This window comes from Thiohalomonas denitrificans, assembly GCF_016841685.1.
GTDB classification, from domain to species: domain Bacteria; phylum Pseudomonadota; class Gammaproteobacteria; order Thiohalomonadales; family Thiohalomonadaceae; genus Thiohalomonas; species Thiohalomonas denitrificans_A.
The window spans coordinates 1-15,090 of record NZ_JAENYR010000012.1 but is presented as its reverse complement, the minus strand read 5'-3'; the positions used below and the strand labels follow the sequence as shown (position 1 = coordinate 15,090).

The window sequence follows — 15,090 nt, the reverse complement described above, 5'->3', positions numbered from 1 at the left end:
AGACGCGGAAAGCGCAGAAATTCGCTTCGAACGGGGCTCCTCAGCTCGCTACAGCGGTGAAGATTACCGTGCACACGCCTCTGCGGTGATTCCTCAGCGCATCGTCACCAGCTCTTCCGAGCTGGTGGGATGAATGGCAACGGTGTCATCGAAGTCCCTCTTGGTGGCGCCCATGCGAATCGCCACGGCGAAGCCCTGGAGCATTTCATCGACCCCGTGCCCGAGCATATGGCAACCCACGACCTTCTCCTGCGCGCCGACACAGACCAGCTTCATGGCGGTTTGGGTCTTGTGCTCCGTAAGAGCGTGGTACATGGGCGTGAAGCGGGTCTGGTAAACCTTGACCGCATCCCCATGGATCTCCCGGGCCTCGGTTTCGGTCAGCCCCACGGTACCGATGGGGGGATGGCTGAATACCACGCTGGGGATATTTTCATAATCGAGGCGGCGCTCGCTCTGTCCGCCGAACAACCGGTCACACAGGCGGCGTGCCGCGGCAATCGCCACGGGAGTGAGCTGGGCACGACCGGTGGCATCACCTACCGCATACACCCCCGGCACCCGGGTGTTCTGATACTCATCGGTGGGGATGCAACCGTTCTCCAACTCGATCCCCGCGGCTTCCAGGTTGAGACTGCCGGTCAGGGGCCGGCGACCGACCGCCCAGATCAGGGCATCGAAGCCGGTCAACTCATGTCCGCCAGTGCAGTGGACATTCAGTTTGCCATCCTCGCCCTTCTCCATGGATTCCACCTGGGTATAGGAGAGGATGTTCACACCGGCGTTCACCATCTCTTCCATCAGTCCTTCGCGCACGACTGCATCAAAACCGCGCAGGAAACCGCTGGAGCGCACCAGCAGATCGACTTCGCTGCCCAGCGAGCGCAGCAGACCGGCAACCTCCACGCCGATATAGCCGCCACCCACCACCGCTACCCGCTTGGGCTGCTCTTTGAGGGCGAAGAAACCGTCGGAAGTAATGCCGTGCTCGGCGCCCGGGACAGGCGGCACCATGGGCTCGCCGCCCGGCGCAACGACGATGTGGTCGGCGCTGTACTGCTCGCCGTTGACCTCCACCGTATGGGCATCCACGAAACGCGCCTCGCCGTTGATGACATCGACATTGGAATCGGCCAGGTAGGTGGTGTACCAGTCGTTGATCCCCTGGATGAAACGGTCGCGGGACTCCACCAGTTGCGTCCAGTCGAAGTCGTTGACCACCACATCGAAGCCGTAGCCGCGCGCATCGTCCAGGGCATGGGAGATAGCAGCGGCGCTCCACATCACCTTCTTGGGAACGCAGCCAACATTGACGCAGGTCCCCCCGAGCCGGGCTTTTTCGATAACGGCGGCCTTTTTGCCGTGAAGAGCGGCACGTTCGGCGGCGGAAAGACCGCCGGAACCGGCACCGATGGCGATGAGGTCGTAGTGTTTGGGCATTGACTTTTCCCCGTTTTCTTCTTGAGTTCTAAAGGCTTGGGTAAGCGGGATTGTAGCAACTCGACCTCACCGATACCTCTTCGACTCCACATGTAAGGTCCTGTTAGGATAGGAAGAATGATTATTAGACTAAATAAGCCTCGTGAGGTTGGGAATGGGGGATTTTCAAGGAGGCTGGTCGACTAACGGCGATCAGAGACTGCGTGTGAAGGTACGCCAGATGATCCGGCGTGTAAGCCCACAGGATCTGATTTCAACCGCCCGCCACTCGCAGGATTTTCGCAATTCACGGGCAGAGTACATCTCTATCCGGATTCGAATCCTGGCCTATCTTTTTGCCGCGCTGGCGCTCCTCTGGATACCCATCGACTTCGTTCTCATGCCCGAAATGCACTTTGAAGCGGTGCTCGGGCTACGCCTTGGTTTTTCGACGCTTCTTATCCTGCTCGGTACCTGGAGCCGCCAGTGCAACCGGCTACGGGCAGCGCGTGCCAGGGTAGCCCTGTTCCTGTTCATCCCCGGCCTCTTCTATTTCGGCTCCCACCAGGTCCTCGGAGGCCTGCCGAGTAACGGCGTGCTGATCGGCTACTCCTTTCTGCCATTTCTGATGGTGGCGTTGCTGGCAGTGGTCCCGCTGACCCTGCTGGAAGGCATCTTCCTGATCACCCTTTCAATCAGCTTCTTCATCGTCACCAACTGGCGCGCCGGCAGCCTCTTCACCCTTGCGACCATGAGCGATTTCTGGTTGCTGTCATTGCTGGCCCTGATCGCGTTGTGGGTGGAGATGACCCAATTACACATGTTGATGCGCCTTTACCGGGAAGCGACCCGCGACGCCCTGACGGGCCTGGTCAACCGCCGTGTGCTCTATACGTGGCTCGACCAGGAGGTTAATAACCGTACCGACAAGGAGGGACATATCTCGGTGCTGTTGTTCGACCTGGATCTGTTCAAGCGCATCAATGATACCTATGGGCACCTGGCCGGGGATGCTGTGCTGCAGACGTTTGCCCGCGTACTCCAGACTGTGTTGCCCCCGGGTAGTCTGGTCGGCCGCTACGGAGGGGAGGAGTTCCTCGCCATACTGCCCAGCACCGACCGCGAGGCTGCCCGTCAGGCGGCAGAATCGGTTCGTGAAGCCTGTCATGGGGCATCGGTGCGACACCCCGATAACGACGATGTCATCCACTTCACCACCAGTACCGGGGTTGCCGAGCGCCGTGTGGATGAGACTGCCGGGACCCTGCTCGGCCGGGTCGACCAGGGCCTGTACGAGGCCAAGGAATCGGGCCGCGATCTGGTGGCCGTCGCCAAGTAGGTGCTCGTTTATGCTTATGCGCGAATGAGGCTCCAGCCTGGACAATACTTGAACAAAACGGTAACTGATATAGCCTGAGATGTAACTCGGATATTGATGACCTGCCGTTACACCCCAATTGGGGAAGGCTACCCTGCCTTCCTTTTTTTTGCCTGAAAACCCCGGAACCACCTGTCAAAGGTCATTTTCGTACGAGGATACCTCGATGCGGCGCAGCTGTTCCCGCAGGGTCATGATGTGTTCATCCCAGTAGGTCCCCGCCTCGAACCAGGGAAACGCCCGCGGAAAAGCCGGATCATCCCAGCGGCGCGCCAGCCATCCGGCGTAGTTGAGAATGCGAAGGGCCCGCAGGGGCTCGATGAGTCGCAGCTCCCGGAAATCGAAGTCGTGGAATTCCTCATAACCGGCCAGGACATCAAACATCTGCTCGCGCAACTCGGTCCCCTCCCCGGAGACCAGCATCCACAGGTCCTGTATCGCCGGGCCGTTGCGGCTGTCATCCAGGTCGACAAAGTGGGCCCCCGCCTCCGTCCAGAGGATATTGCCCGGATGACAATCGCCGTGAAGGCGCTGAATGCGTAAATGGGGGATCGACGCGAAGGCCGCCTCGATGTTCTCCAGGAGTTCGCTCGCCAGTTGCTCGTATTGACTGCGGTGCTCCGGCGGAAGCCAGTCATTCTCCAAAAGCCAGGTCACTGCCGAACGTCCCAATTCCGGGCCGATGCCGGGTCGCTCCCGAAACGTTCGCACCGCGCCCACGGCATGGATCCGGCCCAGCAAACGGCCGATTCGGAATCGCACCTCGGCATCGTCCAGCTCCGGTGCCCGGCCGCCGCGCCGGGGAAACAGCGCATACCGGAATCCACCCTGCCGATGCAGTGTTTCACCCTCCCCGCCGGCCAGCGGCGCCACCACCGGGATCTCCCGCTCCGCCAGCTCGAGGGTAAAGGCATGCTCTTCCAGGATGGCGGCGTCTGACCAGCGGTTGGGGCGATAGAACTTCGCCACCAGAAAACTGCCGTCGTCGAGGGCGATCTGGTAGACGCGATTTTCGTAGCTGTTAAGCGCCAGCAATCCGCCCGTAGGCAGATAACCGACGGCCTCGACGGCATCGAGAATCATTTCCGGCGTCAGTGAATCGTAAGGGTGGGACAAAATGCATCCTATGAGATTAGTGGGTTAAAATACGTACTATAAGCCTACGCCTTGTGCCCGATGCTGGCATGTATATTGGGTATCGAGTAAGGCCTTTTCGCCATTTTTTGAATCTGCCACCGCCAACTGAGGAGTACCATGCCCAATCCGCTGCTGGAGATGACCGGTCTGCCGCCCTTTCAGGACATCCGTCCCGAACACGCCGAACCCGCTGTCGATACGGTTCTGGCCGAAAACCGCGCCACCCTCGAGTCCCTGCTCTCTTCCGGCGGCCCCTACGGCTGGAACAATCTGGTCGCGCCGCTCGAGGCGATGGAGGACCGCCTGGAGCGGGTATTTTCGCCCATCAGCCACATGAACGCGGTGGTCAATTCGGATCCCTTGCGGGAGGCCTACAATAACTGCCGCAGCAAGATCAGCGCCTATCATACCGAACTCGGCCAGAATGCAAGGCTATTCCGTGCCTTCACGGCGATTGCCGAAGGTCCGGAATTCCAGCAGCTGGACACCGCGCAGCGCAAGGTCATCGATGATGCCCTGCGAGACTTCCGCCTTACCGGTATCGACCTGCCGGGAGACAAGCAGGAGCGTTTCAAGGCCATCAGCCAGAAGCTTTCGCTGCTGACCTCGCGCTTTGATGAAAATCTGCTGGACGCCACCCACGGCTGGCAGAAATCCCTGACCGATGAAGAGCGGCTGGCGGGACTCCCCGAATCGGCCAAAGGGCTACTGCGCCAGTATGCCGAGCGCGAGGGGCTGGAAGGCTGGCTGGTCACCCTGGAGTTCCCCTCCTATTTCGCCGTCATGACCCACGCCGACGACCGTCCACTACGGGAGGAGGTCTACCAGGCATTCAGCACCCGCGCCTCGGATCGCGGCCCCCGGGCCGGCCAGTGGGACAACAGCGAGATCATGGAGGAGATCCTGCGTCTGCGCCACGAGCAGGCGGAACTACTCGGCTTTGCCAACTATGCCGAACGTTCCCTGGCCACCAAGATGGCCGAATCACCCCGGCAGGTGGTGAATTTTCTCCGTGATCTGGCCAGCCGTTCCGTTGCCCTGGCCCGCCACGAACTGGACGAACTCACCACCTTCGCCCGCGAACGCGATGGACTCGAGTCGCTCCAGGCCTGGGATATCGGTTACTACGCCGAGAAACTGCGGCAGGTACGCTACGACTTCTCACAGGAGGAGCTGAAGCCCTACTTCCCCGCCGAGCGCGTGGTACCCGGCATGTTTTCAGTGGTGAAACGCCTCTACGGCATCGATATCCGGGAGGTGAAAGGGGTACCGGTCTGGCATGAGGATGTGCGCTTTTACGAGATAAGGGACAACGAGGATCAACCGCGCGGCGGCTTCTATCTGGATCTCTATGCCCGACCCCACAAACGCGGCGGCGCCTGGATGGACGAGTGCATCAGCCGGCGCCGGCTCGAGGACGCTACCATCCAGAACCCCGTCGCCTATCTCACCTGCAATTTCGCACCGCCGGTGGGCGAGGACCCCGCACTGCTCACCCATGACGAGGTCACCACCCTGTTCCACGAATTCGGCCACGGACTGCACCACATGCTCACGCGGGTGGATTACGCCGATGTCTCCGGCATCAACGGCGTGCCCTGGGACGCGGTGGAACTGCCCAGCCAGTTTATGGAAAACTGGTGTTGGGAGCGGGAGGCGATAGACCTGTTCGCCGCCCATTACCGCACCGGGGAACCGCTGCCGGAGGCGCTGTTCGATAAGCTGAAGGCCGCGCGCAACTTCAACGTCGGTATGTTCATGGTGCGGCAACTGGAATTCAGTCTGTTCGACTTCCGCCTGCATCTGGAATACGACCCCGGGGAGGGCGGGCGCATCCAGGAGGTGCTCGACGATGTCAGGACCGAGGTGGCCGTCGTCCACCCACCCGAATACAATCGCTTCCAGCACGGTTTTGCACATATCTTTTCCGGAGGTTATGCCGCCGGTTACTACAGCTACAAGTGGGCCGAAGTGCTTTCGGCAGACGCCTTCTCCCGGTTCGAAGAGGAAGGGATCTTCAACCGGGAGACCGGAGCGGCGTTTCTGGAAGCCATTCTGGAGCAGGGGGGCGCCCGTGACCCGATGGACCTTTTCGTGGAATTCCGCGGACGCAAACCACAGATCGACGCCTTGCTGCGCCATAGCGGAATCGCCGCTTGATGATTCATTGTCGCTGCCTTGAACCACCAAACGCACAGAGAAACGCACTCAGATGATTCGACTTACAAGGCACTCCGTGCCCTCCGTGAACCACCGATGAAAATCGCTACCTGGAATGTCAATTCGCTGCGCGTGCGGCTACCGCATGTGCTCGACTGGCTGGAACGGCACCAGCCCGATTTCCTGGCCCTCCAGGAGATCAAGATGATGGATGACGAGTGCCCCGTCGACGCGCTACGTACAGCGGGATACCACACCCTCGTCTCCGGCCAGAAGACCTACAACGGCGTTGCGATTCTCAGCCGCGAGGCCGCCGAGGGTGACGTGAATGACGTCATCCGCGACCTGCCGGGCTTCGACGACCCCGCCCGGCGGGTGCTCGCCGCCAACTATGGTGCCTTACGGGTCATCAATCTGTATGTACCGAACGGTCAGCGTGTCGATTCCGACAAGTACACCTACAAGCTCGATTGGCTGGAACACGCCACGGCCTGGCTAAAGGAGGAGTTGCAGCGCCGGGAAAACGTCCTGGTGGTGGGCGACTTCAATATCGCACCGGAGCCGCGGGACGTATACGACCCCGAATTGTGGAAGGGCCGCGTGCTGTTCTCGGAACCGGAGCGGGCGGCATTCAGGGGACTCCTCGAACTGGGCCTTGCCGATACCTTCCGGCTGTTCCAGCAGGAGGAGGGAAGCTTCAGCTGGTGGGATTACCGCATGGGCGCCTTCCGCCGTAACCGGGGGCTGCGTATCGACCACATCCTGGCCAGTCCCGCTCTGACCGAACGCTGTACCGCCAGCGGCATCGATACCAAACCGCGGCGCCTCGAGCGCCCCTCCGATCACGCCCCGGTAGTCGCCGAATTCCGAGTCTGAAAAAGTAATATCACTGAGTGAACAGAACGCTTTCATTGTGAATGGCACACGAGTCACGAGGTGCATGGGGGATACCGGGCACGCCTTTTTCTGACGTTCACAATCCGCGGTGAATCACCAACCGGATCACAGGGGCACGCGCTGGTGCCTACCGTCGGGACGAACCAGCAGCTCCCCCAACCGCAGGGTTCGGATGCCGGCTTGTGCCGCCGGGGTCCGGATGCGGACCGACTGCCTTTCGAAATCGATGGCCTCGACGATCCCCAGCCCCACCGTATCGTCCCGGTAGTCGCCCAGCCCGCACAGACGATCGACTTCGAAGCCGGGGTTCAGGCGCCGGGACTTACGGGGTAGCACCACCCCCGGGGGCGCCACCGCCACCAGCCCTTCAGCCGTCCGCTCCGCCCAGAGAGCCCCGGGGATCGACTCCCACCGACCGGCAAAAAGCGGCGTTTCTCTCAAGACCGTCTCTTCGAGGTCGAGGGTGATGCTTTCCGCAGCAGCGAAATACACGCGAAAACGCTCCTCCCGCGCCCGCCGGCGCGCACTATCGGACCTGGACCGTGCCTCCGGGGAGACCGTAAGGCGAAGCACCGGCAAATGGCGATTGCCCTGTAGCAGAGGCTCCAGTTCATCTTCCCGCTGCAAGGCGATTAATAGGTCGGGGCGCACCGCATCGATAAGCTGATCCTTGAGGGCCCGTCCGGGGCCCTGCACGAGGCCGGTGGTATCGATGATCACCACGTCGGCCTCGGCACGCTCTGCCAAATCGCGAGTCCCGGTGACAAGGGGAAGAAAGTGTCCCATCGGATTCACCGCGCCGATGAAGTACAGGGCCGCGGGCCTGCCGTCCGCCAGGGGCTGCCCGGGTTGTGGATAAGCCAGCGTGACGCTGGCCGGCGGCCCGACGTCTTTCTGGCCGATGTCGGCATCGACGAAAGCAACCCTTCGCCCTTTCAGGGCCGCACACAACCAACTGCAATAGGTACTTTTTCCCCGACCCGACGCCCCAAGCACCAGCACGCGACGGAAGCCCTCGCGCGCAATCCGCCGCGCCGATTGACACCAGCCGTCAGGGATATCGATGTCAGGAGATAGCGTCACGATGAACGGGTCTGGGATCCTGTCGGACTTAACACTGATCTACTGCATAAAAGCCGGATTTGGCTCAATCAGGCTTGGCCGCACGGCTCCAGGGATGGAGGAGTTAGAGCGAAGCAGGATGCCCGAGCCGAGTAGGTCCGCCTATTCTCGGACGGACACTAGAATGCGCCGGTGCCCCTGTGGTGGACATCGGCGCGGGTCAGCGCCGACGGAAACGAGCCCCGCGGCCATTTTCGTACACCGGAGCCCGGATCTTCCCCGGACTGGTGCGTGGCGAGGCCGGTAAAAACCATCGGTACCGCACCCATAGTCACCTCCGGGGCGAGGCGCCTGCTGTTCGCCATGTCGGATGACGCCCAGCCAATGCGCCCTGCCAGCGGGCGGTGGACAGCACGGCCACTCCAGCAAGTGTGAGTGAGTGCCCTGCTGCACAGTGGCGATGCGGTACTTCCGGCCTCGCTCCACGGGCTTCCCTGCGTATCCCGGCAAGGCCTCATCCTCTTACCTTCCGGTATCGGCGAAATCCCTGTCGCCGCTGCCGCGGATTCCGCCGACGCTGCCCTTACTCCCAAGGTATAAGACCGACTTTACAAGTCAAGCATCAAACCGGACTTTTCGGGAGGAACCCTCAAGGCCGGTGATGGTCCCTTATGTTACGATCGTACAACTTATGGCCGGGTGGCCTTAATTCACCGACCCAAAGGTAAATTGAATGCAGATTGCAGAGCAAAAGGTCGTCACTATCGATTACACGCTGACCGATGATCAGGGCACCGTTATCGATCAATCCGAAGGCGGCAAGTTCGCCTACCTTCATGGTGCCCGGAATATCATCCCGGGCCTGGAAAAGGCTTTGGAAGGAAAAGGCGCCGGTGATGCGGTCAAGGTCGAAGTTAGCCCGGAACAGGGTTACGGTCCCCGCGACGACAACCTGCAGCAGCAGGTGCCGCGTGAAATGTTCGGTGAGCACGAGCCGCAGCCGGGCATGCAGTTCAATGCACAGACTCCGGACGGTCAGACGATCACCGTCACCGTGGTCAACGCCGAAGGCGACCAGGTCACCATCGATGCCAACCACCCGCTGGCCGGCATCAACCTCAACTTCGAAGTGCAGGTCGTGGACGTTCGCGACGCCACCGAGGAAGAGCAGACCCACGGACACGTGCACGGGGCCGGCGGTCACGATCACTGATCCCGCCAAAATCCCGTAGTTCGACGGGATACAGCCGCAGCTCGCAGGGTCCATGCTCACTCTGCGACTGCGGCTTTTTTATGCAAACGCGCCTGTCAGGTGCCCATGCGTAAGGCGCGTTCTGAAAATTCGCCGCATCTCAAGCGTGCGGCAGCGAAATCCCCCGCACCTTTTTGAAGGTCGCCACGGCGTAGGTGTCGGTCATGCCGGCAATAAAGTCGGTAATGCCGAGCAGGCGCTGATAAGGGTCGGCGGCAGGCAGGCCCCCTTCACCCAGGAATTGGGCCGGAACCAGTTCCAGCAGCTTTTGCGCACGGCGCGACGCTTTCTGGCGGGTCGCCACCTCGTGGGCGGCACCGGCGAAGATATCGAGCAGCCCGCCCAGTACCTCAAAGCCGGCGGCCTCGATCTCGACCACCGGTCTTGCAGTGTAGATGTGGCTGATGGCGAACCGTTTAATCGACTCCAGCGCATCGGCCTGGGGGATCTCACCGACCAGTTCCCCATCGAATTCACCACTGAGAATGGCCTCCTCCTGGTCCAGGAAGGCCCGGGCGGTGGCATTGACCAGGCTACCGATACCGGCGGCACGCAGGTATTCGACCCGCCGCTTCGGCTCCGCGATACCGCTCAGGCGTTCACTCAGATCCCGATCGACGAGGGCCGAGAGATGATCGATGGCGGTGTTGTAATCGATACAGCCCTGCCGGAAGCCGTCCTCGAAATCGATGATGTGATAGCTGATGTCATCGGCAGCCTCCACGAGGAAGGCGAGCGGATGCCGATGCCAGGCAGCGCCCGGGAGCCGCGCCCGCAGCCCGGTGGCTTCGGCGACTTCGACGAAGAACGGCTCCTCGGCATGAAAGAAGCCGTGCTTTTTGCCGCTGATTCCATCCTGGCGAGACTCAAGCCCGGAGCGGCACGGGTATTTGGTAAACGCCGCCAGTACCGCATGGGTAAGCCGCAGGCCCGGATTGTCGGGGCTCTGCAGGCGGGTCAGGATCCGGAAACCCTGGGCATTGCCCTCGAACCGCAACAGGTCGGTACGCTGCTGCTCGCTCAACGACTCCAGCAGCACCTGCCCCGGCGGCTCCTGTTCAAACCAGTGACGGATAGCATCTTCGCCGGAGTGACCGAACGGTGGATTGCCAATGTCATGGGCCAGACAGGCAGCGGCCACGATGGCGCCAAAATCAGCCGGTTGAACCCTCTCCATCCCGTATTTGGCAGTTATCACCTCACCCACCTGCGTGCCGAGGCTGCGGCCGATACAGGAGACCTCGATGGAGTGCGTCAGGCGGGTGCGGACATAGTCGCTGTCCGCCAATGGAAACACCTGCGTCTTGTCCTGCAGACGCCGAAAGGCCGACGAAAAGACGATGCGGTCGTGGTCGACCTGAAAGTCGGTACGGATGCGCCCGGGCTCAGCGGGGCGGGCATCCCCCAGACGTCGGTTGGAGAGAAGGCGGAGCCACTGTTCGCAGTTGTTCATAGCGCAGTATCCATATCGCTTCAGAGGGGGTTCGACTTGCGATGATCGCCACGGAGAACAGGGGGCTCTCGCCTCCTCTGTGCACTCAGCGGTCAATCTTCTGAAGGCGGGATCTCCTGGACGATCACCCAGGGGGCGGTGACCACCGCCCAAAACTCGGCGCTACGTTCGTACCAGCCCGCGGCCTCCGCCTCCGATGGGTGGGCCACCCGACCACTGGCGAGCCATTTTTCCAGGGCCTCCTTTTCGTCCCTGACCATACAGGCGGCGACCTCTACCAGGTCGAGTTCCACATCAACCCGGATTACTACCCCACGGGCAAAATGGCGCCCCAGCTCGGTCCATCTAATCCTGGCGGTCTCGGCAGTGAGCCCGGCGCGGACTTCGTCAAGGGATTCGGGTTGTGCCATATCGGATTCCTGGACTGGATGTTCGCGTGCCATTTTCGCACACGGACAAGGCGAAGGCTGCACCGGTTTCCGGCAGATTGCCGGGGTACCTGCTATTTTTATAGAACTACCGAAGGCGCATCGGCTGATGGGCGATCGGCAACACAAAACGACTCGCCGGGAGGGCATGGCCCCGATTCCACCGTGTCGGTTCTCAGAAACCTGCAAATCCGTCAGCCGAACGCGCCACATCCAGTGGAGTCTTCTGGTATCAAAGGACGCCCGCTTTCGGACGTCAAGGAGGGATAATGATCATGAGTGGAAAGGCGGGTCCCGAAGAAAAGCCCCGGCAACTGATGCCGAAACGCTATCGATTCAGCGTGGATCGGATAGAGAAAGCGGATGCGCCCGACGGCAACAATAACCGGCCGTGGCACCGCTATGTACTGGTGAGCGAATGTACGGAAATCACCGGATTTTGCACCGGCAACAGCGAAGAGGTGCAGGCCCACGCCCACCAGGTCGCTGAAGAACTCAATACCCGCAACGGCTCGGCGCCAGGGGGGTGGACTTCACGGCAAATGCAGGCCTGAAGTCCTCCGATCGGTTCCCCAAAGAAAAAGGCCCCGCAAGCGGGGCCTTTTTCGGGTCCGTGTCGTGGCTCAGGCCGCGTTCACGTTGGCCGCGGCCGGACCTTTCGGGGTGTCCTGCACCTCGAAGGTGACCCTCTGGCCTTCGTTCAGGGTTCGGAAACCCGCCCCCTGGATAGCGGAGAAGTGTACAAACACATCTTTGCCGCCGTCCTCCGGAGTAATGAAACCGAAGCCCTTACTTTCATTGAACCACTTGACCGTTCCTGTAATCACGGTAATCCACCTCTTGAAACTGACAATACTTTTTACTGCGTGCGGCCACCCCTGGAAGAACGATGCGGGAGTTTCAACTGAATGTTCAGGAGTGACTACCGACTACGACTACAGGAAGGAGACTGCACACACAACTAAGCATACGCCCAGTTTGTTTGGTTCGCCAGTCGTTGTGTCAATTTTTTTCGCCCCGTCAGGTTGAATTCAAATGACATCAATCAACGCTCAACACATTACCAAAACAGACTCTGCTACATGCTAACTTCTTTCCCGACCGTATCGGCCAGTTACGTATAGAGACCCGTTAGTCCTGCCAAGGTTCCCGAATGATGCAAAGGTCAACCGGCTCCCGCCGAGCAGGTCGTTTCTGAGTCCGACAGGCTGCCGCGGGCGAGACCCGATTCATTCTTCCTGGTAGCCGAGCGCAGCCAGCCCCTCTTCCAGATAGTCGGAAACCATGGGGGTGGAAAAAAGCACGTCTGCGGTATTATCGGCATAGAGATCGCGACCCTGCTCGAGGGCCTCTTCCCACTGCTCGGGAGCGAAATCGCCACGGCCGACCCACATGAGTGCCATCAACGTCACCTGCTGGTCGGGCTCCAGGTCATCAACCAGCGTACGCCCCTCTTCGAGCACCGTGTCCTCGTCGTGACCGGCGACCACCTGCATCGCCCATTCCGCGTCATCCGACGGGACCGTCTGTTCATCGGGGAACACGACGCTGTCCTTCGCCTGGAATTCCCGCGCGCGCTCAATAACGGCGCGCACGATATCGGGGTTGAGTTCGATCATGGCATCCTCCTCCGAAGCGCACGGATTCAGACTACTGCAGATCCATCAGCGGGGACAGCGGTAGACCGCAAATGTCTGGCGTCCTGATTCGATCTTGCTGATCGGCATCACGGCGTTGGCCTCCAGATCCTGCGCCGCACTGTTGCGGGCCAAGGTTACCAGTTCACTCTGAACCTTCGCGGCACTACGCTCAATGCCCGCTACCCGATCCATCAGCGAAACCGTGGTCTTTCCAACCTGTTCGCACTCCTCGGCTTCCACTTCGGAGGTGAGGAGCCGCACCTCCTCCGCTTCCGGAGTCAACGATACCCAACTGCACCCCGAAAGGAGCGCAACGGCCAAGGCTACTGAGATACCTCTATTCATGGGAAACTCCAAAAACCGTGCATAAGCATGAACCCGGATTATTAACCGCAAAACCGAAAGGACGCAAAGAAACCGCTTTCAGCGTCCGGCGAAACCGGCAGAGATCAAACCGCCCGAAATCAACCGTAGAGATTAAAGCCCACAGAAAGTAAAGCCCGCAGAAAGTGAAGTAAGATCGGAAAATGAGCGCCAATCCGCCAATTGCACTGATCACCCTTCACGCCGGGTTTCACCACTCGTCTCTTGCCCTGCGCTCCATCGCCGCCTGCTGTCGGGACGAACCCTTTTACCCGGATATTCGGCTGTTCGAGACCACCATCAAAACCGACCTGAACCAGCTCATCCGCCAAATTGCTGCATCGCCCCCCCGGCTGGCGGGTTTTTCCACCTACCTGTGGAACATCGATCTCTGCCTTGCGGTGGCCGAAGCACTCAAGGCCCGTTCCCCGCAGACCACCATCGTCTTCGGTGGACCCGAAGCGGGCCCGCGTGGGGAGGAGCTGATAGCAGCCCGGCCGGCCGTGGATTTCGTCGTTGAGGGGGAGGGGGAATTCGCCTTCCGGGATCTCGCGCGGGTCCTGCTACGCAACGAAGGGCGACTGGATACCGTTTCCGGGCTGGTATGGCGCGATCACGGGCTGACTCGCCGCAATCCCATTCTTCCGGTACCCCCGCAAGAGCTGATCTCGCCCTATACCGAAGGGCTACTGGATGCGGACAAACCACTGATTTATTGGGAGACCTCGCGGGGCTGTCCGTTCTACTGCAGTTTCTGCACCAGTGCCGGCGATCGGCTTCGCATCCTGCCCGACAGCCGCATCGAGGCCGAACTGGAGGTGCTCGGCCGTCTCGAGCACAAGACGGTCAAGCTGCTGGACCGCAGCTTTCATCTGGGGGCCAAACGGACTCTTCGGCTGCTCAAGCGGTTTCTCGACACCCCCGACTCGCTGCGCTTCCACCTGGAACTCAATCCGGATCGGGTCACACCCGAGGCCATGGCGCTGTTCGAATCGGCGCCGCCGGGGAAATTCCAGTTCGAGATCGGGCTGCAGACGCTGGACAATGCGGTTCTCGACCGGATCGAGCGGCGCATGGATGTCTCCAAAGGCGTTGAAAACATCCGCCAACTGGTAGCCATGAACCGCCACCCGGTACACCTGGACCTGATCGTCGGCCTGCCGGATGAGGATGCGGAGCAGTGCCGCGCCTCGATGGACAGGGTGTTCAGTTTGGGAGCCGATCACCTGCAGCTGGGCACCCTCAAGCTGCTGCCCGGCACCACCCTGCGCGGCCAGGCACCGCAATACGAATACCACTTTGATCCGAACCCGCCCTATGAGGTCCACAGCCATCGAAACCTCTGCGCGAACGCACTGAGTCGCTTCAAAAGGTATGCGGAACTGATTGAACGACTATGGAATTCGGGCCTGCTGCGTCACACGCTCGCCTGGTGGGTACCCGCCCGCTTCGATAACGCTATCAGCCGACTGCTGGATGCCCTGCTGGAAGTCGCCCCGGACTTGGCTCACCGCCCGCCTCCCCACCGGATGTTCAATGCGGTAGCCACCCTCCTTGAGCCGCACGCCAGCGAGGACCCCGTCCTGAAACAGCTCTTTGCCTGGGACTATGGCCAGTTCGCCCTGCCCGGCAAGCAGGCGCCCGCCGTGGTGCACGCGGCCATTACCTGGCAAGCCGTCGATATCGACGGCCGCCACAGACGCAGGCCGGTCTACACCATTGGGAAGAGTGCAGCCAGGGTGATCAACAAACGGCGCCGAGAGCCACTCGCCAGCGGCCGTTACGCCCTCTGGCCCCGCAAACACCTCAAGGGACGACCGGTGACCAGAATCCGCATCGAGGATCGTGTCCGAGAATAGCAATGGGCTCCAAAATGTAGGTTGGCGCTGAGGAACGAAGCC

General features: G+C 60.9%; 15 protein-coding genes. 6 read left to right on the top strand and 9 right to left on the bottom strand.

Features of this window, described 5'->3' with window-relative positions; translation table 11 throughout:
• Nucleotides 1–93: 93 nt before the first annotated feature.
• Nucleotides 94–1,440 (bottom strand): glutathione-disulfide reductase, encoded by a 1,347-nt coding sequence (gorA, locus tag Q7L05_RS04080; protein ID WP_303902337.1) that lies wholly within the window; start codon nucleotides 1,438–1,440, stop codon nucleotides 94–96.
• Between the two features lie 220 nt (nucleotides 1,441–1,660).
• On the opposite strand from gorA, the gene Q7L05_RS04075 reads away from it, so the two are divergent.
• The gene (locus Q7L05_RS04075) at nucleotides 1,661–2,758 is read left to right on the top strand and encodes a GGDEF domain-containing protein (RefSeq protein WP_303902334.1); all 1,098 of its coding nucleotides are present in this window, start codon (nucleotides 1,661–1,663) and stop codon (nucleotides 2,756–2,758) included.
• A 174-nt stretch (nucleotides 2,759–2,932) separates the two neighbouring features.
• Here the strand turns inward: Q7L05_RS04075 and Q7L05_RS04070 are convergent, their stop codons facing one another.
• Nucleotides 2,933–3,913: a serine/threonine protein kinase gene (locus tag Q7L05_RS04070; RefSeq protein WP_303902331.1), complete on the bottom strand. Its 981-nt coding sequence runs from the start codon at nucleotides 3,911–3,913 to the stop codon at nucleotides 2,933–2,935.
• 138 nt (nucleotides 3,914–4,051) lie between these two features.
• Here Q7L05_RS04070 and prlC point away from each other — a divergent pair, with 138 nt between their 5' ends.
• Together prlC and xth are read left to right on the top strand one after the other, a co-directional pair.
• Complete coding sequence (gene prlC, locus Q7L05_RS04065) at nucleotides 4,052–6,094, top strand: oligopeptidase A (protein ID WP_303902328.1); 2,043 nt, start codon at nucleotides 4,052–4,054, stop codon at nucleotides 6,092–6,094.
• Between the two features lie 96 nt (nucleotides 6,095–6,190).
• Nucleotides 6,191–6,970, top strand: a complete 780-nt coding sequence (xth, locus tag Q7L05_RS04060; RefSeq protein ID WP_303902324.1) for an exodeoxyribonuclease III — start codon at nucleotides 6,191–6,193, stop codon at nucleotides 6,968–6,970.
• Nucleotides 6,971–7,096: 126 nt separating this feature from the next.
• Here xth and Q7L05_RS04055 read toward each other — a convergent pair whose 3' ends face one another.
• A complete protein-coding gene (locus Q7L05_RS04055) occupies nucleotides 7,097–8,074 on the bottom strand; it encodes a Clp1/GlmU family protein (RefSeq protein WP_303902321.1) in 978 nt (325 codons plus the stop codon).
• A gap of 158 nt (nucleotides 8,075–8,232) precedes the next feature.
• Nucleotides 8,233–8,418 carry a hypothetical protein gene (locus Q7L05_RS04050; protein WP_303902318.1) on the bottom strand — a complete coding sequence of 62 codons (186 nt, stop codon included), beginning with the start codon at nucleotides 8,416–8,418 and terminating at the stop codon, nucleotides 8,233–8,235.
• A gap of 368 nt (nucleotides 8,419–8,786) precedes the next feature.
• On the opposite strand from Q7L05_RS04050, the gene Q7L05_RS04045 reads away from it, so the two are divergent.
• On the top strand, nucleotides 8,787–9,266 hold the full coding sequence (locus tag Q7L05_RS04045) for an FKBP-type peptidyl-prolyl cis-trans isomerase (RefSeq protein ID WP_303902316.1): 480 nt from the start codon (nucleotides 8,787–8,789) through the stop codon (nucleotides 9,264–9,266).
• A 139-nt stretch (nucleotides 9,267–9,405) separates the two neighbouring features.
• Here Q7L05_RS04045 and Q7L05_RS04040 read toward each other — a convergent pair whose 3' ends face one another.
• Together Q7L05_RS04040 and Q7L05_RS04035 are read right to left on the bottom strand one after the other, a co-directional pair.
• Nucleotides 9,406–10,758, bottom strand: a complete 1,353-nt coding sequence (locus Q7L05_RS04040; RefSeq protein WP_303902313.1) for a deoxyguanosinetriphosphate triphosphohydrolase — start codon at nucleotides 10,756–10,758, stop codon at nucleotides 9,406–9,408.
• 92 nt (nucleotides 10,759–10,850) lie between these two features.
• Nucleotides 10,851–11,168, bottom strand: a complete 318-nt coding sequence (locus Q7L05_RS04035; RefSeq protein WP_303902309.1) for a DUF2288 domain-containing protein — start codon at nucleotides 11,166–11,168, stop codon at nucleotides 10,851–10,853.
• A gap of 287 nt (nucleotides 11,169–11,455) precedes the next feature.
• Between Q7L05_RS04035 and Q7L05_RS04030 the strand changes: the two genes are divergently transcribed.
• Nucleotides 11,456–11,740: a hypothetical protein gene (locus Q7L05_RS04030; protein WP_303902306.1), complete on the top strand. Its 285-nt coding sequence runs from the start codon at nucleotides 11,456–11,458 to the stop codon at nucleotides 11,738–11,740.
• 69 nt (nucleotides 11,741–11,809) lie between these two features.
• On the opposite strand, the gene cspE is transcribed toward Q7L05_RS04030, so the two are convergent.
• The 3 genes from cspE to Q7L05_RS04015 form a co-directional block, all read right to left on the bottom strand.
• Nucleotides 11,810–12,013, bottom strand: a complete 204-nt coding sequence (gene cspE, locus Q7L05_RS04025) for a transcription antiterminator/RNA stability regulator CspE (protein ID WP_092997917.1) — start codon at nucleotides 12,011–12,013, stop codon at nucleotides 11,810–11,812.
• Between the two features lie 402 nt (nucleotides 12,014–12,415).
• Nucleotides 12,416–12,805, bottom strand: a complete 390-nt coding sequence (locus tag Q7L05_RS04020; protein WP_303902302.1) for a DUF3775 domain-containing protein — start codon at nucleotides 12,803–12,805, stop codon at nucleotides 12,416–12,418.
• A gap of 45 nt (nucleotides 12,806–12,850) precedes the next feature.
• Nucleotides 12,851–13,171, bottom strand: coding sequence for a DUF4156 domain-containing protein (locus Q7L05_RS04015; protein ID WP_303902299.1), 321 nt, complete (start codon nucleotides 13,169–13,171; stop codon nucleotides 12,851–12,853).
• A 182-nt stretch (nucleotides 13,172–13,353) separates the two neighbouring features.
• On the opposite strand from Q7L05_RS04015, the gene Q7L05_RS04010 reads away from it, so the two are divergent.
• A complete protein-coding gene (locus Q7L05_RS04010) occupies nucleotides 13,354–15,048 on the top strand; it encodes a B12-binding domain-containing radical SAM protein (protein ID WP_303902297.1) in 1,695 nt (564 codons plus the stop codon).
• Nucleotides 15,049–15,090: the final 42 nt, after the last annotated feature.

Bases quoted from the DNA above. Each gene is read 5' to 3' on its own strand.
- Q7L05_RS04030 (WP_303902306.1), top strand. From the start codon at position 11,456: ATGATCATGAGTGGAAAGGCGGGTCCCGAAGAAAAGCCCCGGCAACTG.
- gorA (WP_303902337.1), bottom strand. From the start codon at position 1,440: ATGCCCAAACACTACGACCTCATCGCCATCGGTGCCGGTTCCGGCGGT.
- Q7L05_RS04040 (WP_303902313.1), bottom strand. From the start codon at position 10,758: ATGAACAACTGCGAACAGTGGCTCCGCCTTCTCTCCAACCGACGTCTG.
- Q7L05_RS04035 (WP_303902309.1), bottom strand. From the start codon at position 11,168: ATGGCACAACCCGAATCCCTTGACGAAGTCCGCGCCGGGCTCACTGCC.
- prlC (WP_303902328.1), top strand. From the start codon at position 4,052: ATGCCCAATCCGCTGCTGGAGATGACCGGTCTGCCGCCCTTTCAGGAC.
- Q7L05_RS04045 (WP_303902316.1), top strand. From the start codon at position 8,787: ATGCAGATTGCAGAGCAAAAGGTCGTCACTATCGATTACACGCTGACC.
- Q7L05_RS04010 (WP_303902297.1), top strand. From the start codon at position 13,354: ATGAGCGCCAATCCGCCAATTGCACTGATCACCCTTCACGCCGGGTTT.
- Q7L05_RS04050 (WP_303902318.1), bottom strand. From the start codon at position 8,418: ATGGCGAACAGCAGGCGCCTCGCCCCGGAGGTGACTATGGGTGCGGTA.
- Q7L05_RS04015 (WP_303902299.1), bottom strand. From the start codon at position 13,171: ATGAATAGAGGTATCTCAGTAGCCTTGGCCGTTGCGCTCCTTTCGGGG.
- Q7L05_RS04075 (WP_303902334.1), top strand. From the start codon at position 1,661: ATGATCCGGCGTGTAAGCCCACAGGATCTGATTTCAACCGCCCGCCAC.
- Q7L05_RS04020 (WP_303902302.1), bottom strand. From the start codon at position 12,805: ATGATCGAACTCAACCCCGATATCGTGCGCGCCGTTATTGAGCGCGCG.
- xth (WP_303902324.1), top strand. From the start codon at position 6,191: ATGAAAATCGCTACCTGGAATGTCAATTCGCTGCGCGTGCGGCTACCG.